This window comes from Gilliamella sp. GillExp13 (assembly GCF_001690815.1).
Lineage (GTDB): Bacteria > Pseudomonadota > Gammaproteobacteria > Enterobacterales > Orbaceae > Gilliamella > Gilliamella bombi.
The window spans coordinates 1-19,800 of sequence record NZ_LZHJ01000045.1 but is presented as its reverse complement, the minus strand read 5'-3'; the positions used below and the strand labels follow the sequence as shown (position 1 = coordinate 19,800).

Annotated in this window: 16 protein-coding genes and 1 pseudogene; 7 read left to right on the top strand and 10 right to left on the bottom strand. The window is 34.8% G+C overall.

What is annotated here, in order from left to right:
• Positions 1 to 146 precede the first annotated feature (146 nt).
• The 3 genes from licT to A9G37_RS03505 all read right to left on the bottom strand — a co-directional run bounded on the left by licT (position 147) and on the right by A9G37_RS03505 (position 4,693).
• Positions 147 to 989: a BglG family transcription antiterminator LicT gene (gene licT, locus A9G37_RS03515; RefSeq protein ID WP_065574642.1), complete on the bottom strand. Its 843-nt coding sequence runs from the start codon at positions 987 to 989 to the stop codon at positions 147 to 149.
• Between the two features lie 172 nt (positions 990 to 1,161).
• Positions 1,162 to 3,036, bottom strand: coding sequence for a molecular chaperone HtpG (htpG, locus tag A9G37_RS03510; RefSeq protein WP_065574641.1), 1,875 nt, complete (start codon positions 3,034 to 3,036; stop codon positions 1,162 to 1,164).
• A 310-nt stretch (positions 3,037 to 3,346) separates the two neighbouring features.
• Complete coding sequence (locus A9G37_RS03505; RefSeq protein ID WP_034909952.1) at positions 3,347 to 4,693, bottom strand: sodium-dependent transporter; 1,347 nt, start codon at positions 4,691 to 4,693, stop codon at positions 3,347 to 3,349.
• A gap of 543 nt (positions 4,694 to 5,236) precedes the next feature.
• On the opposite strand from A9G37_RS03505, the gene ubiG reads away from it, so the two are divergent.
• The 3 genes from ubiG (at position 5,237) to guaB (ending at position 9,060) form a co-directional block, all read left to right on the top strand.
• Positions 5,237 to 5,947, top strand: a complete 711-nt coding sequence (gene ubiG, locus A9G37_RS03500; protein WP_034909869.1) for a bifunctional 2-polyprenyl-6-hydroxyphenol methylase/3-demethylubiquinol 3-O-methyltransferase UbiG — start codon at positions 5,237 to 5,239, stop codon at positions 5,945 to 5,947.
• 95 nt (positions 5,948 to 6,042) lie between these two features.
• Positions 6,043 to 7,383 carry a gluconate transporter gene (gene gntT, locus A9G37_RS03495; protein WP_335340539.1) on the top strand — a complete coding sequence of 447 codons (1,341 nt, stop codon included), beginning with the start codon at positions 6,043 to 6,045 and terminating at the stop codon, positions 7,381 to 7,383.
• A 210-nt stretch (positions 7,384 to 7,593) separates the two neighbouring features.
• Positions 7,594 to 9,060 (top strand): IMP dehydrogenase, encoded by a 1,467-nt coding sequence (gene guaB / locus A9G37_RS03490; RefSeq protein WP_065574639.1) that lies wholly within the window; start codon positions 7,594 to 7,596, stop codon positions 9,058 to 9,060.
• Positions 9,061 to 9,611: 551 nt separating this feature from the next.
• Here guaB and A9G37_RS03485 read toward each other — a convergent pair.
• Positions 9,612 to 10,658 carry a LacI family DNA-binding transcriptional regulator gene (locus tag A9G37_RS03485; protein ID WP_065574638.1) on the bottom strand — a complete coding sequence of 349 codons (1,047 nt, stop codon included), beginning with the start codon at positions 10,656 to 10,658 and terminating at the stop codon, positions 9,612 to 9,614.
• Positions 10,659 to 10,836: 178 nt separating this feature from the next.
• Between A9G37_RS03485 and A9G37_RS03480 the strand changes: the two genes are divergently transcribed.
• The 3 genes from A9G37_RS03480 to dnaB are packed head-to-tail and all read left to right on the top strand — an operon-like array spanning position 10,837 to position 14,112.
• A complete protein-coding gene (locus A9G37_RS03480) occupies positions 10,837 to 11,856 on the top strand; it encodes an aspartate-semialdehyde dehydrogenase (RefSeq protein ID WP_065574637.1) in 1,020 nt (339 codons plus the stop codon).
• A complete protein-coding gene (gene truA / locus A9G37_RS03475; protein WP_065574636.1) occupies positions 11,843 to 12,634 on the top strand; it encodes a tRNA pseudouridine(38-40) synthase TruA in 792 nt (263 codons plus the stop codon). Before A9G37_RS03480 ends, truA begins: the two co-directional genes overlap by 14 nt.
• 53 nt (positions 12,635 to 12,687) lie before the next feature.
• On the top strand, positions 12,688 to 14,112 hold the full coding sequence (dnaB, locus tag A9G37_RS03470; protein ID WP_065574635.1) for a replicative DNA helicase: 1,425 nt from the start codon (positions 12,688 to 12,690) through the stop codon (positions 14,110 to 14,112).
• Between the two features lie 116 nt (positions 14,113 to 14,228).
• On the opposite strand, the gene A9G37_RS03465 is transcribed toward dnaB, so the two are convergent.
• The 4 genes from A9G37_RS03465 to A9G37_RS03450 are packed head-to-tail and all read right to left on the bottom strand — an operon-like array spanning position 14,229 to position 17,670.
• Positions 14,229 to 15,065: a metal ABC transporter permease gene (locus A9G37_RS03465; RefSeq protein WP_065574634.1), complete on the bottom strand. Its 837-nt coding sequence runs from the start codon at positions 15,063 to 15,065 to the stop codon at positions 14,229 to 14,231.
• A complete protein-coding gene (locus tag A9G37_RS03460; protein WP_065560161.1) occupies positions 15,062 to 15,928 on the bottom strand; it encodes a metal ABC transporter permease in 867 nt (288 codons plus the stop codon). Before A9G37_RS03460 ends, A9G37_RS03465 begins: the two co-directional genes overlap by 4 nt.
• 6 nt (positions 15,929 to 15,934) lie before the next feature.
• On the bottom strand, positions 15,935 to 16,825 hold the full coding sequence (locus A9G37_RS03455) for a manganese/iron ABC transporter ATP-binding protein (protein ID WP_051634116.1): 891 nt from the start codon (positions 16,823 to 16,825) through the stop codon (positions 15,935 to 15,937).
• Positions 16,825 to 17,670: a metal ABC transporter substrate-binding protein gene (locus tag A9G37_RS03450; protein WP_065574643.1), complete on the bottom strand. Its 846-nt coding sequence runs from the start codon at positions 17,668 to 17,670 to the stop codon at positions 16,825 to 16,827. The genes A9G37_RS03455 and A9G37_RS03450 overlap by 1 nt, the downstream gene beginning before the upstream one ends.
• A gap of 480 nt (positions 17,671 to 18,150) precedes the next feature.
• Here A9G37_RS03450 and A9G37_RS03445 point away from each other — a divergent pair, with 480 nt between their 5' ends.
• Positions 18,151 to 19,077 carry an L-lactate dehydrogenase gene (locus tag A9G37_RS03445; RefSeq protein WP_065574633.1) on the top strand — a complete coding sequence of 309 codons (927 nt, stop codon included), beginning with the start codon at positions 18,151 to 18,153 and terminating at the stop codon, positions 19,075 to 19,077.
• Positions 19,078 to 19,311: 234 nt separating this feature from the next.
• Here A9G37_RS03445 and A9G37_RS12490 read toward each other — a convergent pair whose 3' ends face one another.
• Positions 19,312 to 19,569: an IS30 family transposase gene (locus tag A9G37_RS12490; RefSeq protein WP_255306846.1), complete on the bottom strand. Its 258-nt coding sequence runs from the start codon at positions 19,567 to 19,569 to the stop codon at positions 19,312 to 19,314.
• A 31-nt stretch (positions 19,570 to 19,600) separates the two neighbouring features.
• A pseudogene (locus A9G37_RS12785) lies at positions 19,601 to 19,800 on the bottom strand (IS30 family transposase); the annotation flags it as partial.

Genomic DNA, 19,800 nt, shown 5'->3' with positions numbered 1-19,800 from the left:
ATTTAAGGAATTTAGGTTTTGCTCGCATAGCTAATTGCTTTTCTATGCAATAACAATCCAAAAATGATTTAATAAAATTAGCATGATTTAAGAATAATGGATATAGTTTGTTTAAATATAATGATTAAAATGTGAGTTATATCACATTATTGATTTTTCAGTTCAGTTCGTAATCGTTCAATATGAATAGTTAAATAGAGACTATCGTCATCAGAAAGTGGATGTTGATATTGTTGTATTAAATGTAAATCTATCTGTTTAGTACAAAGATAGGCTAGTTCGTATTTTTGTCGTACTAATTCATACAAAGAATTATCTTGTTGTGTTTGCTTGCTGTGGCTTAAAATACGGTGAGCAAAAAATTTTAAATGAGTAACAAAACGTTGATAAGATAGGCAATTTTCGTCATATTCAAAGTTAAAGTGATATTTCACTATATTAAGAATTTCGTGCATGATTTTAGTCATATTAACAATATTGGGCATTGTGTCATTTAATTGCGCATTGATAATATGAAAAGTAATAAAACCAGCTTCGTCTTCTGGTAATTCAATTGATAATCGTTCTTTTATTATTGATAAGGCATACAAACCGATTTGAAACTCTTTAGGGTAAAACTTTTTGATTTCCCATAGAAATCCATTAGGAATATCAAAACCTTGTTTATGGCGCTCAATAGCAAAATGGATATGGTCGGTCAGCGAAATATAAATGCTGTCTTGTAATTTGCTATCTATGCATTGTTTTGCATGATTAATAATAATTTCAGATGTGGTTAACACTTCAAAAGAAATCTTTGAAAGCAATTCTTCAAATTTAGGGTATGTTTCTTTATTATCGAGTGAAAACTGCTTCTCTATGAGACTTGTATCAATTAAGTCACCTTCACGTTTTTTAAATCCAATTCCACGACCAGTAACAATTAATTCATTACCTTTAGCATCAAGTGTAACAATAACATTGTTGTTTAATATTTTATAAACTTTCATTGGGTATGATTAATTATATATGTCTATTTATTATGAATAGTCATAGAAAAATCGGAAGCAAAAATATAAAGAAATGTGATAAATATCATATTTTAAAAAATATTGTTTTTCTTTTACTATAAAAAAGCCCCGATAGGGTTAATGTATCGAGGCTGATTAGTCTATTATTTTATTATTGTGCTAATAATTTATTCATTGTTTGAATAAATTTACTTGGATCGCTAAGTGAACCTTTTTCAGCAAGTAAGGCCTGATCTAGTAGTAGTTCTACCCAATCGTTAAATGCGCTTTCATCTTGCGTATCAGCAATACGTTTAACCAGCTTATGATCTGGGTTGATTTCAAACGTGTATTTGATTTCTGGTGCTTTTTGACCTGCTGCTGCAAACAATTTAGCCATTTGTGTGCTCATTTCGTCGGCAGCAGTGGTAACAATCGCAGGTGTATCAGTTAAGCGATGCGTTAATTTTACTTCTTTCACTTTATCGCCTAATGTAGTTTTAACTCGTTCAATAAATGGCACAAGTTCTTTTTCAACTTGCTTTTGCTGTTCACTATCTTGATCAGCTAATTTTTCGATTGATTCGTCTGATTTACTGATAGATTGGAACTGTTTGCCATCAAATTCAGTTAAGTTACTCATCATCCATTCATCAATACGATCGGATAATAACAATACTTCAATACCTTTTTTACGGAATAGCTCAAGATGAGGACTATTTTTTGCCGCACCATAGCTATCAGCGGTAATATAGTAGATCTTTTCTTGACCTTCTTGCATTCGGCTAATGTAATCTTCTAGTGATATTGTTTGCGCATCGCTATCGCTATGAGTTGACGCAAAACGGAGTAATTTTGCAATTGCTTCACGGTTGGCAAAGTCTTCACCAGTACCTTCTTTTAATACTAAACCAAATTCACTCCAGAACTGTTGATACTGTTCTTTATCGTCTTTAGCAAGTTTTTCAAGCATTTGTAACACACGCTTAGTACATGCATTACGTAAGTTTTGGGTGATTTTGTTATCTTGCAAAATTTCGCGCGATACATTTAATGGCAAATCATTTGAATCAATTAAGCCTTTTATAAAACGTAAATAGTTAGGCATAAATTGTTCAGCATCATCCATAATAAATACACGTTGTACATACAGTTTTAAGCCGTGTTTATTATCACGATTCCACATATCCCAAGGCGCTTTTGCTGGAATATAAAGTAAGCTAGTATATTCTTGTTTACCTTCAACACGGTTATGACTCCAACTTAATGGATCGGCAAAGTCGTGTGATAAATGTTTATAAAACTCTTTATATTCCTCGTCAGTCACTTCTGATTTACTACGAGTCCATAGAGCTTGTGCTTTGTTAACCTTTTCCCATTTGACTTCTTTGCTTTTTTCATCAGTAGTTTGTACTTCAACAGGCAGTGGAATGTGATCAGAATATTTACTGATAATAGAGCGTAAACGCCAATCGTCTAAAAACTCTTTTTCATCTTCTTTTAAGTGTAAAGTAATTTCTGTACCACGAGTTTCTTTATTATCATCTGATATAGTATATTCACCTTCACCTGTTGACTCCCACATAACTGCTTCGCCGGCTTTTGCGACGGCTGCGCGCGTTCTAACTGTGACTTTATCGGCAACGATAAAAGCAGAATAAAAACCTACACCAAACTGACCAATTAGTTGGCTATCTTTGGCTTGAACGCTACCAATAGACTCTAAAAATGCTTTGGTACCTGATTTAGCAATAGTACCTAAGTTTTCAATCACTTCATCACGAGTCATACCAATACCATTATCGGCAATAGTCAAAGTGCCTGCCTCTTTATTGGTCGAAATACGCACACCAAGTTCACCATCGCCAGCATATAGATCTGGATTTTCTAACGCTTTAAATCGAAGTTTGTCGGCTGCATCGGATGCGTTTGAAATAAGTTCTCTTAAAAAAATCTCTTTATTTGAGTATAAAGAGTGAATCATTAAATGTAGAATTTGTTTAACTTCGGATTGAAATCCACGAGTTTCAGTGCCTTGCTTACTCATTGACTAGTTCCTCTATTATATTTAGTCAATTCAATTAATTCTAATGACGAAAATGATTTGTTATTAACTAACTTTTATCATTTTGCTCATTTAATAGCGCATTGCCTGTTAGATTAACTGAATAAAATTAACATAATGGTTTGATTTATTGATGTATTGCTATATGGGAGTAAAAAAAAAGATTTCAATAGGGGGGTAAGACATTTATTCATTGTTTGGTTATTTTTTGTTAAAAATGCAAAAAGAGAACAAAAAAAGCCTTAAAGAGGTCAAGGCTTTTTAATTAAAAGTTGTTTTAAATTAATAAAAGCTACATAAATCCATAAACAAGAATTAAAATAACAGCAACTGGAATAACGAATCGTGATAAAACAGTCCAAATGTTAAACCAGAAATTATTTAAATTTAATTCTTCGCGGATACGTTTTTGGTTCATCATCCAAGCACCAAATATCACAGTGCCTAAACCTGTAACAGGTAACATTATTTTACTAGTTAAGTAATCAAGCAAATCAAATATATTTTTACCAAATAGTTTCACTTCAGCCCATTCATTAAATGATAAAATACATGCGATACCTAATGCCCAAATAACTAAACTACTTAAAATTGTTGCTGATTTTCTACCCAATGGTGTTTTTTCTTCTAACAATTCAACTGTTGGTTCAAGTAATGAAATAGAAGAAGTTAATGCAGCAAAAGTAAGAAAAATAAAGAATAAAACACCTAAAACAGTGCCGCCAGCCATATTACCAAAAGCAATCGGTAAGGTGACAAAAATAAGTCCTGGACCTTCACCAGGTTGTAAACCGTTAGCAAATACCAGTGGGAAAATCGCCATACCAGATAGCATCGCCACAATTACATCTAAAATAACTACAGTACGTGCAGTTGATAGTAAGTTCACATCTGAACCCAGATAAGAACCATATGCCATCATAATACCCATACCTAAAGATAGACTAAAAAATGCATGTCCCAATGCTGCCAATACTGCTGTACCGTTAATTGCAGACCAATTAGGAGTGAACAAAAATTTAAAAGCATCATAAAAAGATGGACCGCTAACATAAGCAGCATAACCAACTAAAACAAGTAATAACACTCCGAGCCCAGGCATCATCAATTTACAACCGCGTTCTAAACCAGCACCAACACCAAGAGCAACAATAAATGCTGTAGCAAACATAAATACGGTGTGCCAAGTTAGTAGACTGTTAACATTGCCAAGGAAATGGGTAAAAAGTTGACCAGTAGCTTCGCCATTAGCACCTTCGAAAGAACCTTGGGCTGCTAAAACAATGTAATCAGTCGCCCACCCCCCGATAACACTATAAAATGATAGGATTAAAAAAGAACCTACTACACCAATGATACCAACCCAGCGCCATGATTTAGAACGGCCTTCTGAAACAGCCACATCTTCCATAGTATGAATTGGATTTTTTTGCCCTCGACGCCCAATTAACCATTCTAAAACTAAAATTGGTAAGCCAATTACAAACATAAATAGTAAATAGGTAAGCACAAACGCAGAGCCGCCCATTTCGCCAGCCATATAGGGGAATTTCCAAATATTACCTAACCCAACAGCAGAACCAGCAGCGGCAAGCATAAATCCCATGCGCGAACTCCACTGTGAGTGACTTTTTTTCATAGTACCCGTACTCATTAATATTGTTTCCTTTAATCTTAATTAGTTTAATTTAGCGTTGTGAAAAAAGTGTGTCATTTTATAAATGAAATTTTAATCATGCCATGAAATACTTCTATAAACAAGATATTATGCAAGTTATTGGTTATATCCGTATAAATTTTTAGCGAGTAGCGATAGGAATGTATCATATTTATTTTTTTAAACGATTATACTAATCAATATGTCATATTAAACATTTTTAAAATACTCAAAAAGGAGAAATCTGCAATAAAAAATAACAACATCGCCAATTAAAGGCAAAGTCAATTATATTTGTTAAAAATTATGATATGTTTTGAACTAAATAAATATATTTAAGACCGATTCCTTCTCTTTGTCTCATTAATTGACGTAATAATCTTTTTGTAGGACAAATTATATAGTAAACAGCAGTGTTTAATATGTTATTTTTTGATAAACAAGATTAATCAGGCTGATTTATTGATAATCGCAACAACATAGCATATAGTTAATTTTAGATTTTACTGATATCAAAGAGCCACTATGTCACAAAACATCGACCAAAACGAAATCAACAAATTTTCACAACTTGCTGCCGATTGGTGGAACCCAAATGGTAAATGCAAACCGTTACACATCATCAATCCATTACGTGTGGATTATATAAAACAAAAATGTGGATCACTAACCAACAAATTTGTGCTTGATGTTGGCTGTGGGGGTGGGATATTATCTGAAAGCCTAGCTAAATTAGAGGCAAATGTTACCGCCATTGATCTTGCTGATGAATCGCTTACCGTTGCCAAAATTCATGCCGAACAAAATGGCCTTACGATCGATTATCAAAAGCAAACGGTTGAAAAACATGCACAACAACATCCTGCCAAGTATGATGTCATTACTTGTATGGAGTTATTAGAACATGTACCTGATCCTTTTTCTGTCATACAAGCCTGTGCAAAATTGCTTAAACCAGGAGGTAAACTATTTTTATCGACTATTAACCGTAATCATAAAGCAAAATTGTTATTGATTTATGGAGCAGAATATATTGCTCGCTTAGTGCCCAAAGGTACGCACGACTTTAATCGCTTCATTCGCCCATCGGAGTTAATGGCGCTTGTTGAGCAAGCAAAATTAGATGTAGAAGCTATTATTGGTATGGAATATCTTTTATTTAAAAATCAGTTCAAATTAAGTCCAAATGTGGATATAAATTATATATTAATGGCACAAAAATCAGATTCATTTTAAAAATGTGATCAAATTCTCATTTTAGATATTTCTTCCCTGTATTTTTTTTAAATTTCTCTATAATTTAGCATGTTACCGATAACAAGGGATATTTTATTTTAGAGGATCTATTTATGCCGTTAATAATAATTGCTATTGGTGTAGCACTGCTACTTATTTTAATGTTACCACTTCGAGTCAATGGTTTTATTGCTCTAATTCTAGTTGCGCTAAGTGTTGGTGTAATGGAAGGCATGCCAGTTATGGATGTGGTGAAATCCATAAAAAATGGAGTCGGTGGTACGCTTGGTAGTTTAGCCTTAATTATGGGCTTTGGAGCAATGTTGGGAAAATTATTGGCCGATTGTGGTGGAGCTCAACGTATCGCAACAACGCTAATTGAAACATTTGGTGACAAGAAAATCCAATGGGCGGTTACACTTACTGGTTTTATTGTTGGTTTTGCACTTTTCTATGAAGTTGGGTTTGTTCTTTTATTACCATTAGTATTAACTATTGCCGCAACGTTACGTATATCGCCACTATATATTGGTATTCCTATGGCTGCGGCTTTATCTGTGACCCATGGCTTTTTACCTCCTCATCCTGGTCCTACAGCTATTGCTGAAATTTTTAAAGCAGATATGGGACGTACCTTACTCTATGGTACTATCATCGGTATCCCAACGGTAATTTTAGCTGGACCTGTATTAGCAAGATTACCATTTATTCGCGTAATTAATCATCCAATTGAAGAAGGCTTATATAATTCTAAAAAATTTACTGATGAGCAAATGCCAAGCTTTGCAGTCAGTGTTTTTACCGCTTTAATTCCAGTTATTTTAATGTCAATTCGTGCGGTTTGCGATATGACTTTAGATAAAGGACATGCAGTGTTACCTTATGTAGAATTTCTAGGTGATCCAGTCATTGCAACTTTGATTTCTGTATTAGTTGCTGTATTTACATTTGGCCTTTTACGTGGACGCTCCATGGCTGAAGTTAATGCTACTCTAGTTGATTCAATCAAAATTATTGCCATGATGTTATTAATTATTGGTGGAGGCGGAGCATTTAAACAAGTGCTTGTTGATAGTGGTGTAAAAGTTTACATTGAACAAATGATGCATTCATCGAATATTTCACCTATTGTAATGGCTTGGTTAATTGCGGCATTGCTTCGATTAGCGCTTGGTTCTGCGACTGTTGCTGCGTTGACAGCAGGAGGCATTGTGTTCCCTCTCATTGCTTCAACAGGGGTAAGTCCTGAACTGATGGTTATTGCAACAGGAGCTGGAAGTGTTGTATTTTCGCACGTTAATGATCCTGGATTTTGGTTATTTAAAGAATATTTCAATTTAAGTATTGCTGAAACCATGAAATCTTGGTCACTATTAGAAACTACAATTTCTGTTTGTGGATTAGTAGGATGTTTAGCTATTAATATGCTTATTTAATAAAACATTAAGAGCTGATTTTTACCTCACCAGTTTTATTGAATTGGTGAGGTGTTTTCAATATATCTTCACTTATATTTAATTCTATTGTATTTTTATTTACTTTTTTATTTCAATATTAATAAAATTTTTCTAGCCTTTTAAGTTAAAAGTAAGTAGAATGTCTCGGCAATATTTTATCAACAATTTAACTCAATGGTGAATATTGTCATGTCCCGTATAGTCAAAGAAGCTCTCACGTTTGACGACGTGTTATTAGTTCCAGCTCACTCAACTGTATTACCTAACACTGCTGATATTAGTACTCAATTAACCCAAACCATCAAGCTCAATATTCCAATGATTTCTGCCGCAATGGATACTGTAACTGAATCTGATTTAGCTATTGCACTTGCTCAAGAAGGTGGTATTGGGTTTATTCATAAAAATATGTCAATTGAAAATCAAGCCAATCATGTAAGACGTGTTAAGAAACATGAAAGCGGCATAGTACAAGATCCTGTATCAGTTCTACCAACTGCAACTATAAAGCAAGTTATCGAACTAGCTAAAGAGTATGGTTTTGCAGGGTTTCCAGTTGTGACTGAAACTCAAGAACTAGTTGGCATTATTACCGCACGCGATGTACGATTTGCAACGGATCTTTCTTTACCTGTTACTGCGGTGATGACACCGAAAGAACGCTTAGTGACTGTAAATGAAGGTGAACAACGTGAAATCGTGCTGCAAAAAATGCACGAATACCGGGTTGAAAAAGTCCTTGTTGTTGATGGTCGATTCCACCTAAAAGGTATGATTACCGTCAAAGATTATAACAAAGCTGAACAAAAACCTAATGCTTGTAAAGACAAGCAAGGTCGTTTGCGTGTTGGAGCCGCTGTTGGCGCAGCAGCTGGTAATGAAGAGCGGATTGCAGCATTAGTAGAAGCAGGTGTAGATGTATTATTGATTGACTCATCGCACGGCCATTCAGAAGGCGTACTTGAGCGTATTCGTCAAGCAAGAAAGTCCTATCCAGATTTACAAATTATTGGCGGTAACATCGCCACAGCAGAAGGAGCTAAAGCCTTAATTGATGCAGGTGTTAACGCCGTTAAAGTAGGAATTGGCCCCGGCTCAATTTGTACAACACGCATTGTAACTGGTGTTGGCGTACCTCAAATCAGCGCCATAATGGATGCTGTCGAAATTGCACAAAAACACAACATTCCTGTTATTGCTGATGGTGGAATTCGATATTCAGGTGATATTGCTAAAGCTATTGCAGCAGGTGCATCTTGTGTAATGGTTGGTTCAATGTTTGCAGGTACTGAAGAAGCGCCAGGTGAAATTGAACTATTCCAAGGCAGAGCATATAAATCATATCGTGGAATGGGTTCGCTTGGTGCAATGACAAAAGGATCTTCTGACCGTTATTTCCAAACTGACAATGCTGCTGATAAACTTGTGCCAGAGGGTATAGAAGGTCGTATTGCCTACAAAGGTTTACTAAAAGAAATAGTTCATCAACAAATGGGGGGATTAAGATCTTGTATGGGATTGACCGGTTGCGCAACAATTGATGAGTTAAGAACTAAACCTAAATTCTATCGCATTACTGGTGCTGGAATGAAAGAAAGCCATGTGCACGATGTACTTATCACCAAAGAACCACCAAATTACAGAGCTGGAGCGTAAAAAAAGAGGGATGCTTCCCTCTTTTTATGTACTGATTTAACTCCGTTTACCAATAAAGCGAACATTTAAACAAACATAATAATTGCTATCTAATATCTTAAATGGTGTAAATAAAGGTTATTTGGAAAAATTATCTTGTTTTTAGAGTTAATTCTAAATTTTGTGTATTTGCTAATTAAAGGTGAAAGGCAATTTAATCACCGAATTTTATATAATTTTATATTAAAAATACTCGAATATTGAAATTTCATATTAATTTATTCACTTTGGGTAAAGTTCTGTAAATGATAATGGATGAAATTTAATAAACGGCTATTCAACTTAAAAGCTTACTATCTGGGAAAAAGATTACGGCTATACTTTGCCTTGTTTATAACCCTCCTTATTTCAATTTGCCAAGCGCTAATGTGATATCAGATCTCAATAAAATTAAACGGTCTAGACTCCTGAATTATTTTTACTCTCTGCAATATCAGAAGGTAAGATAATTATTTGCAATGAAAGCGAGCAAAAACAAAATAGGGAATATCTTTTTAAAGATAGTACACGTATTAGTAAAACATCGATTCAACATTGATAATTTTATTGTGTTTAATAGACTTTTTTGTGTCTTTAATAATATCACATAGTAAAGTTGCAGACTGTTGTCCCATTTTAAATAGTGGTTTATTAATTCTACATAAATTATCTAATTCATTATATTTAAGTTCTTTAGAAGAGCTAAAATAAGAGATAGTGAGAGGTTGAGTCAGTTTTGATTTACTTTCATTGGCTTGATGTAACGCCCCTAAAACCATGCTATCAGGAGATTGATTGTGTAGGTCTTTATAATAAATTTCATCTAAATAGGTTAAGCTAAAATTATCGGCACAAATGACGGCTGATGGCGATTTACTGCCGTTTATTAATTTTTTTATTGCTGATCTGGCATGTTGATAAGTAAAACAACCTTGAATAATATATCGAGGCTCAATAACAATATTGGCACGTAGCAATGCTTGTTTATAACCTTGTAGCTGAAGTGCTGAATTTATCAATTGGTCATTATTAAGCAAAATAGCAACTTTGGTATGAGAATTTTCAGTTAAATATTTCGTCATTTGATATCCGATCAATAAATGATCAAAGTGAACGCAAATAAAATCAAGCGAAAAGTGATTAACTAACACAATGGGTGGTAATGTATCTTTATAAGAAACCAGTGTTTTTAAATATGGAGCATCATTGATAATGATAATACCGTCAAATGCATTTTGGGCTACATAACGAATAATATGATGGATATCGTTTCTATTATTATAAGGAAACTGCAAATAAAACAGTTGATACTGCTCTTTTTTCAAAGCTTGTTCTAACCCAAGATTGATTAAACTTTTTGAAAAAAGTTGATTATCAATAATTAATATCTTTCTACTGTTATGTATTGATTGAAAGGGTTTTAAATTTTTTGATGTATCTATATTTAATTCCTCAATAGCTTGATAAACGCGTAGTTGAGCTTGAGGGGAAGTTAAATGTGGTTTTTTTAATACTCTTGAAACCGAAGCAACTGAAACATTAGCTTTTGTAGCAATATCCGATAGAGTGATTTTTGTCATATTAACGAATAAATTTTGATTAAAGTGGGTTATTACTTTACGGATATTAAGCTAATTTGTAAGGGATCAGATTTTGTTTTGTCGATCTGTGTTCCAAAATTGAAAAATATCTTTTTCCGCTATCTTTGACAATATAGTGATATAATTACCGTTAATTTTTTTATTTGGGTTTATAAATATGTCTGCATGGAATATTGCTATTGTGGGGGCGACAGGACAAGTGGGTTCTGCGCTAGTTGAATTATTACAACAACGTAGTTTACAAGACAATAGTCTAAAAATTGAAAATCTCTATTTGGTCGGTAGTGATAATAGTGCTGGTGAAGTTGTTCGTTTTGTTGGTAAAAATTTAACTGTTACCGATAGTACACAAATGGACTGGAGCAAGTGCCATTTTGCCTTTTTTGTTGCTGGTTATGAAACAAGTGAAAAATATGCACAAATTGCGGCAGAATCAGGTTGTTTAGTGATTGATGCAAGTGGCTATTTTGCTCAGCAGGATCATATTCCATTAGTAGTACCTAAAGTTAATAACAATGTATTAACTGAATACCGTAATGAAAACATTATAGCTGTAGCTAGTGCCACAGTGTGCCAATTATTGCGTTGTGTTGCGTCTTTAACTGATATTGAGTTATTAACCAATTTACATGTCACCAGTTTTATTCCGGCCTCATTGTATGGTAAGCCAGGAGTGGATGAGCTGGCTGGGCAGAGCGCTCGCTTATTAAACGGCATGCCAGTTGATAATCAGTTATTTGACAAGCAATTAGCATTTAACTTGTTACCCGTATCGCACGAACATGATGATTCAATATTAGGTGAAAAGTCACAAGTTAATCAAATTCGTAAAATATTAAGTAATTATGAACTTCCTGTCTCTATTGAGTCAGTGATTGTGCCTGTGTTTTATGGGGTGTCACAAGCTATTAATGTATCAAGTAGCTTACCGATTGAGTTAGATATGGCACGTTTTAGCGAGTTTGGGGTTGAAGTGCAAAGCGATAATCTGCCAACTCCAGTGACCGAAGTTAGTATAGAATCTGAAGGTCAGCTAACTATTAAATTGGCTAATTTGAGACACAGTTACGGCCATTATGAACAAATTCAATTTTGGTCAGTTGCTGATAATATTCGTTATTTAGGTGCATTAATGTTAATTGAGACACTTGAGATCCTCATTAATGACTATATATAAAATTGCCCTTGGTATTGAATATGATGGTAGTAATTACTTTGGCTGGCAACGACAGCAGTATGTTGATTCTATTCAAGAAAGACTAGAATTAGCACTATCGACAATTGCTAATTCACCAATAAACGTCTTTTGTGCTGGTCGCACAGATGCTGGTGTACACGCAACTGGTCAAGTTATTCATTTTGAAACCCAAGCCATGCGATCAGCTAGTGCTTGGACAATGGGAGTGAATTCTCATTTACCTGATAATATTGCGGTGCGTTGGTCACAAGTAGTTGATGATAGTTTTCATGCGCGGTTTAGTGCGACTGCTCGGCGTTATCGTTATGTGATTTATAATCATCGTTATCGGACAGCAATTTTAGCTAAAGGAGTATCGCATTATTATTTACCTTTGGATGAAACCTTAATGCATCAAGCTGCACAGTATTTATTAGGTGAGAATGATTTTTCATCCTTTAGAGCTGCGCAGTGCCAATCAAGAACACCTTGGCGTAATATTCATCATATCGAAGTTTGGCGACAAGGTGAATTTATTATTGTTGATATTAAAGCTAACGCGTTTGTTCACCATATGGTACGTAATATTGTGGGCAGTTTACTTGAAGTTGGAGCGGGTAATCGACATCCAGAATGGATTAGCGAACTTTTGCAGGCTAAAGACAGAACGAAAGCTGCTGCAACAGCAAAACCTGAAGGATTATATTTAGTTCAGGTGGATTATCCATCAGAATATCAAATACCAACCCAAGCATTAGGCCCATTATTTTTAAAATAAGTTGGATAATAAGCAAAAAATAAAGAGTTAATTAAATTAAAAAGATAAATGTAATGAAGACTGATCGAACAAGCACAAATAAAGATTCTAGAAATCAAGAAGCGAAAAAAACAAACTTGCATAATATCAAGCTTCCACCACACTCAATTGAAGCTGAACAAGCAGTACTTGGTAGCTTGATGCTTGATAATCAACGTTGGGATGCTGTATCTGAAATGATCACTGATCGCGATTTTTATTCGCGTCATCATCAACTAATTTTTTCTGAAATGCATACATTGGTCAGTAAAGGTACACCAATTGATTTAATTACCCTTTCTGAAAGCCTTGAAAGTAAAGATGTTTTAGCTGATGTCGGTGGTTTTGCTTATTTGGCTGAACTTTCAAAAAACACACCAAGTGCGATTAATGTTGTTGCTTATAGTGATATTATTCGCCAACAAGCGATTTTACGTGAATTAATTAGTGCATCAAATGATATTGCTGATAACTGTTATGCAACAGAAGGGCGAGATAGTACCGAAATTTTAGATTTGGCGGAAAGCAAAATATTTCAAATCGCTGAAAGCCGAACTAAACAAGGTGAAGGTCCAAAAAGTATTACCGAAGTGCTAGAAGCAACGGTAGCTAAAATCGAAGAGTTGTTTCAACGCCCACATGATGGTGTGACAGGGGTTTCAACAGGTTATATCGATTTAGATAAAAAAACGGCTGGTTTGCAGCGTTCCGATTTAATTATCATTGCGGCAAGGCCATCAATGGGTAAAACCACTTTTGCTATGAATTTGTGCGAAAATGCTGCGCTAGAACAGGAAAAACCAGTATTAATATTCAGCTTAGAAATGCCTTCAGAACAAATCATGATGCGTATGCTAGCTTCGCTTTCACGTGTTGACCAAACAAAAATTCGAACAGGACAACTGCAAGACGATGATTGGGCAAGAATCTCAAGCACAATGGGACTATTGCTCGAAAAGAAAAACATCTATATTGATGACTCATCAGGTTTAACGCCAATGGAATTACGCTCAAGAGCAAGACGCATTTATCGGGAACATAAAGGCTTAAGTATGATAATGGTTGATTACTTACAGCTTATGCGTGTACCGAATATTTCTGAAAATCGTACTTTAGAAATTGCCGAAATATCGCGTTCACTAAAAGCCTTGGCTAAAGAATTACAAGTTCCTGTTGTTGCACTATCTCAGCTTAATCGTAGTTTGGAGCAACGAGCCGATAAAAGACCAGTTAACTCTGATTTACGTGAATCAGGCTCTATCGAACAAGATGCTGATGTGATTATGTTTATCTATCGTGATGAGGTTTATAACGAAGCCTCAGAACATAAAGGCATTGCTGAAATTATTCTAGGAAAACAGCGAAACGGACCAATTGGTAAAGTTCGATTAAAATTCCAAGGTCAGTTTTCACGTTTTGATAATTATGCAGATAATAGTAAATATTTGGATGATGAATAACAATTAAATTAATAATAACAGCGTAAAATGGCTTAAAAATATCATTACGCTGTTTTTTATAGCTGTAAAAAAGTATTTCTAAAAACGGCTTCTTTGCAATAGTTACAAGAATAATTTTAGTGGCGTAATTTTTTGCTAGTAATAAACTGATAAACCTGAGAAAATAAAAATATGGTTGCCTGCAAAATAACAATACAAGCACTGGTTGATGCATCTGCATAATAACTTATCAAGGTGCCCGTCACTGTTGAAATTGTGGAAACCAACACAGCAATTACTAACATCCATTCAAAACGTTTAGTTAACGAAAAAGCAGTTATACTTGGAGCTATCAGCATAGCAATAACTAAAATCATACCCGCTATTTTTAACGAACCTACAATGGTTAAAGCTAACACACTTAATAAACCATAATGTAATAGTTTAACTGGTAGTCCAACAACTTTAGCTTGTACAGGATCAAAGCAGTAAAGCATAAGATCACGGCGTTTTATAATAACTAAGATTGATACAATTGTAGCAATAAATATGATCTTTTTAAGCTCGTCATAACTAGTGCCAAGTACACTACCAAATAGGATATGATTTAAATGCTGTGAAGTATCTACTTTTGAAAATAATACTAAACCAAAAGCAAACATACCCGAAAATACAATCCCCATTACGGTATCTTCTTTCAATCGGCTGTTTTCTTTGATGTAACCTGTTGCAACCGAGCAAAATAGGCCTGAAGCAAAAGCACCAATTATAATGGGAATACCTGCTAAATAGGCAAGCACAATTCCAGGTAAAACCGCATGCGAAATTGCATCCCCCATTAATGACCAGCCTTTTAAAACTAAAAAGCAAGAAAGCAAAGCACAAACTATACCAGTTGCTAGTGCAGCTAAAATTGCTCGCTGAATAAGAGGAAGGGTCAGAGGATAGTAGATAAATTCCCAAAACTCGGTCATACCTTTCTCCCTTTATTTAAACGGCTTTTACGGATCTGAAGATGATTGGCAATAAGTCCTTGCTTTGGTGCAAATAAAAATGCGGCAATAAAAATCAGCGTTTGTAGCGTTACAATAACGCCACCAGTTTCGCCATTTAAAAAGTAGCTAATCCAAGCACCAACAGCACTAGTTACAGTGCCAATAAGAACCGAGATAATCAATAGCCGAGAAAATCGATTAGTCAGTAAGTAAGCGGTTGCCCCAGGGGTAACAACCATAGCTATTACTAAAATAGCCCCAACTGTTTGTAATGCTGCAACGGTACATGCGCTTAAAATAGTAAAAAATAGGATTTTTAGTTTTAATGGTTTTAATCCAATCGATCTGGCATGAGTTTCATCAAAAAAGACAACTAACAAATCCTTCCAAAAAAAGAAAAGTAGTATAAATGATACCAAAATAATGATTTGCACTTGCCACATATCGCTATCATCAATTCCAAGAATATTACCAAATATAATAGTTTGTGCGTTAACAGATGTTGGATTGAGCGAAATAATTAACAAACCGACAGCAAAAAAGGTTGAAAAAATAAAACCGATAGTGGCGTCTTCTTTTAAGCGTGTAAAGGCACGAACCAACGTAATTGCAAGTGCCGCTAGTAACCCAGTAAAAAATGCTCCAATTGAATAAGGTAGTCCAAGTGCATACGCACCAGCAACACCAGGTACAACAGAGTGCGATAGCGCATCGCCCATTAGTGACCAACCTTTTAACATTAAAAAAGCCGATAAAAAAGCACAAGCAGCGCCAACAATACTACTTACCCAAATCGCTTTAAGCATAAAATCGTAGGTAAATGGTTCAAGTAAAAGTTCCATTTATTGTTACCCCTTGGGTTTATTATCGTAATGGTCAATCAATAAATCTCGATGGGGGGAATCATGCTTACCTTCGCCATAAAAAATAGCAGCACGCTCATCGTCAGTTAATATGGATACTTTACGAGGATCTTCGTCATCATGCAGTTTCTCGCCTGATAAACTAAGGTAACGTAGTGCACCACCAAAGGTGGTCATTAAATTTTGCGGTGTAAAAGTTGTTTTAGTTGGACCAAAGGCCAGTACAGTTTGATTAATTAATACCACTTGATCACAAAATTCAGGAACACTACCTAAGTTATGGGTTGAAACTAAAATTAAATGGCCTTCTTCTCGCAGATCTTTCAATAAATCAATAATGGCATTTTCGGTTTTAACATCAACTCCAGTAAAGGGCTCATCTAGCAACAATACTTTACCTTGTTGAGCTAATGCTCGAGCTAAAAATACTCGTTTTTTTTGCCCACCAGAAAGTTCGCCAATTTGACGATGCTTAAAATCAAGCATGTTCACACGTTCAAGAGCAATATCAACTTGTTTTTTATCTTCTTTGCTTGGAATACGTAAAAAAGACATATGCCCGTATCGCCCCATCATTACTACATCCGACACCAGAACTGGAAAATCCCAATCGACTTCTTCGGTTTGTGGCACATAGGCAATGATATTTTGCTTTAAAGCTTGCTTTACTGAGAAATCATTAAAAGTTACACGCCCACGGGTTGGATGAACCATTCCCATAATGCTTTTAAATAACGTTGACTTGCCACTACCATTAATACCAACTAAAGCACAAATAGTACCACCGTTTAAGCTAAAGCTAGCATCATAAATTGCAGTATGGCCATTATTATAAGTCACCGTGATATCATCAACTTTCAAGCAAATTTGAGTCATTATTTTTCAAATCCTTTAGCAATAGTTTCAACGGTCACTTTTAACAAATCAATATAAGTTGGAACAGGACCATTTTTAGTTGAAAGCGAATCGACATACAAAACGCCACCATATTTAATATCGGTTTCTTTGCTCACTTGTTTAGCGGGTTTATCTGAAATAGTACTCTCACTAAAAATGACAGGAATATCATTTGCTCTCACTAAATCAATTAATTGCCTAACTTGCTGAGGTGTGCCTTGTTGTTCAGCGTTTATTGGCCATAGGTAAGCTTCTTTCAAATTATAGTCACGAGCTAGATAACTAAAAGCTCCTTCGCTGGTCACAAGCCAACGTTTTGACTCAGGGATTTTGGCCAATCGTTCACGTAATGGTGCATCAAGTGCTTTAATTTTAGCAATATAATCAGCAGCATTTCTATTATAAATAGCCGTATTTTTAGGATCATATTTAACAAATGCCGCGCGAATATTTTCAATATAAATTAAGGCTAGTGTTGGCGACATCCAAGCATGTGGATTAGGGTTACCTTTATAGCTTCCTTCTCGGATTGGCATTGGCTCAATACCTTCAGTCACAACAACGGATGGGACATCTTTTACATCTTCAAAAAAGCGTTTAAACCAAAGCTCTAAATTAAGACCATTCCATAACACTAAATCTGCTGAAAGCACTTTGGTAATATCTTGCGGGGTGGGGTCGTATTCATGAATTTCTGCGCCGACCTTGGTAATTGACTCTACTATAGCAGCATCACCAGCTACATTTTGTGCAATATCTTGAATAACCGTAAAGGTAGTAACGACTTTAAATTTCTTTTCTGACGCTTGTGCAGATTCGTGCATACCTGTCAAAATAATTAACGAAGTTAAAATAACCTTTAATAATATTTTACGATTTTTCCAAAAATTGAACTTCATTAGCGACTCCTAACGTTTAACTCATAAACAAATAGCAAAATTCAGTGATAATTCCTAACAAATCAAACAAATATCTTTCTATTTAATTACTTATAGTAGTGAAACTGTATTGCCAATTATTTATAGCAATAAATTAAAATGTTAATGAGAATTATTATCACTTAAAATATAAAAGTCAATTTTTTTAAAGTCACGATTTCAATTAACTTATAACTTCTATTAATTTACGACATAGTTATATCGTTAGTTTATTGTATATAAAACTAAATTAAATAGTAGCTAATTCCGTCTATTTAAATAATAGTTAAAGTAGAAAAGATAATTTATTAAATCATACTAATCTAGTTTTATACTATGAAAAACATTTGTTGTTTTACCTTATTTTTTAATAAAGCGAGGCTTAATATGAAACTGCGAAAAGTGATGATTATCGGTGTGGGTAATGTGGGATCAACAACGGCTTATACACTGGTTAATCGAGGAATTTGCGAAGAAATTGCACTTGTTGATCTTAATAAAGAATTAGCCTATGGGCATGCACAGGATTTACTAGATGCGGCGGCCTATCGGCAAAATATGGTTAAAGTCAGTTTACGCGAATCGATCGATTGCGCCGATATTGATATTGCAATTATCACAGTAACTTCAGGCATAGCTCAAAAAAGTCGAGTAGAAGAGCTTGCTGGAACCTCTAAAATCATTGCCAGCATAGTACCTGATATGATGAAAAATGGTTTTAAAGGCATATTTTTAATTGCCACCAATCCTTGCGATGCTATTACATATCAAGTATGGAAACAATCTGGCTTACCTCGTCACCGAGTCATTGGTACAGGGGTATGGCTTGATACAGTACGTTTACGTCGATTATTGGGCGAAAAAATGGATATTGGTCCACAAAGCATTGATGCCTTTATTGTCGGTGAGCATGGTGATTCACAGTTTCCTGTTTGGTCTCATTCATCGGTTTATGGGATTAATCTCAATGATTTAGAAAAAAACAAAATCGATTTTGAAGATATTGGTACTCAAGCTCGAAAGATGGGCTTTGAAATAGCTAACCGTAAGCACTGTACCGAATATGGCATAGCTAGCACTATCACCGAAATTTGCCAACATATATTCACTAATAGTCATCGAGCATTAGCGCTTAGTTGTATTTTAGACGGAGAGTATGGCTGTAAAAATGTTGCAATTGGTGTTCCTGCAATTTTAGATCAATATGGTATTAAAAAAGTGATCAAGCTCGATTTTAACAAAAATGAAAAACAACTCTTTGAAAAAAGTGTCAATATTGTAAAGGGGTATATTGATCATATCAAATTACCTTAGTACAAGTTATTTTAGCTATTGCTTGAATAACGCACTAACCTAGCGTTATTCATTTGTGGCGTCATTGCATACACAATACGCCATGAACAAAGTTTTTATTACAAACATAGAAGAAATTGTTTTGAAATATGACTGCTAATCTTCTAAGCTGTTTTTAAATTGATAAATTAAATTAACATTCGTTTTATAGTCATAATAACAAAAACACTAACCTATAAGTGCTTAAATCTATTCCTAGATTACACCATGAAGTGCAATTCTTCTTAGCTCCTTAGAATAAAAATCGGCAGGGCTTTTAAACTTATGCCGTTTTCTTGGGCGTGTGTTCAATAGATATTGTATTTTCTTTATCTGTTTGTCGTCAACTAATGAAATGGCCGCTGACTTAGGTATAAACTGACGTATTAAGCCATTGGTGTTTTCATTTGTGCCTCTTTGCCAGCTTTTATAAGGCTCCGCAAAGTACACGGTGGTATTTAAATAATGCTCAATAGCATGATGATAATTAAATTCGGTTCCATTATCAAATGGTGATGCTTTTAACCATTTTTTTAAACGGCGTTAGCAATTTTATTATCATATCTCTCGTTTCGGAGGCGGTACGTTGATTGAGGCGCCCAATTAATACTAGCCCTGTTTTGCGTTCAACTAATGTCACCAATGCTTGCTTGTCTTTACGGCTAATAATCGTATCTCCCTCCCAATGTCCTCGCGTTTTCCGGC

What these genes read in the sequence shown, in the direction of transcription:
- licT (WP_065574642.1), bottom strand. Translation starts at nt 989, where the DNA reads ATGAAAGTTTATAAAATATTAAACAACAATGTTATTGTTACACTTGAT.
- htpG (WP_065574641.1), bottom strand. Translation starts at nt 3,036, where the DNA reads ATGAGTAAGCAAGGCACTGAAACTCGTGGATTTCAATCCGAAGTTAAA.
- A9G37_RS03505 (WP_034909952.1), bottom strand. Translation starts at nt 4,693, where the DNA reads ATGAAAAAAAGTCACTCACAGTGGAGTTCGCGCATGGGATTTATGCTT.
- ubiG (WP_034909869.1), top strand. Translation starts at nt 5,237, where the DNA reads ATGTCACAAAACATCGACCAAAACGAAATCAACAAATTTTCACAACTT.
- guaB (WP_065574639.1), top strand. Translation starts at nt 7,594, where the DNA reads ATGTCCCGTATAGTCAAAGAAGCTCTCACGTTTGACGACGTGTTATTA.
- A9G37_RS03485 (WP_065574638.1), bottom strand. Translation starts at nt 10,658, where the DNA reads ATGACAAAAATCACTCTATCGGATATTGCTACAAAAGCTAATGTTTCA.
- A9G37_RS03480 (WP_065574637.1), top strand. Translation starts at nt 10,837, where the DNA reads ATGTCTGCATGGAATATTGCTATTGTGGGGGCGACAGGACAAGTGGGT.
- truA (WP_065574636.1), top strand. Translation starts at nt 11,843, where the DNA reads ATGACTATATATAAAATTGCCCTTGGTATTGAATATGATGGTAGTAAT.
- dnaB (WP_065574635.1), top strand. Translation starts at nt 12,688, where the DNA reads ATGAAGACTGATCGAACAAGCACAAATAAAGATTCTAGAAATCAAGAA.
- A9G37_RS03465 (WP_065574634.1), bottom strand. Translation starts at nt 15,065, where the DNA reads ATGACCGAGTTTTGGGAATTTATCTACTATCCTCTGACCCTTCCTCTT.
- A9G37_RS03460 (WP_065560161.1), bottom strand. Translation starts at nt 15,928, where the DNA reads ATGGAACTTTTACTTGAACCATTTACCTACGATTTTATGCTTAAAGCG.
- A9G37_RS03455 (WP_051634116.1), bottom strand. Translation starts at nt 16,825, where the DNA reads ATGACTCAAATTTGCTTGAAAGTTGATGATATCACGGTGACTTATAAT.
- A9G37_RS03450 (WP_065574643.1), bottom strand. Translation starts at nt 17,670, where the DNA reads ATGCACGAATCTGCACAAGCGTCAGAAAAGAAATTTAAAGTCGTTACT.
- A9G37_RS03445 (WP_065574633.1), top strand. Translation starts at nt 18,151, where the DNA reads ATGAAACTGCGAAAAGTGATGATTATCGGTGTGGGTAATGTGGGATCA.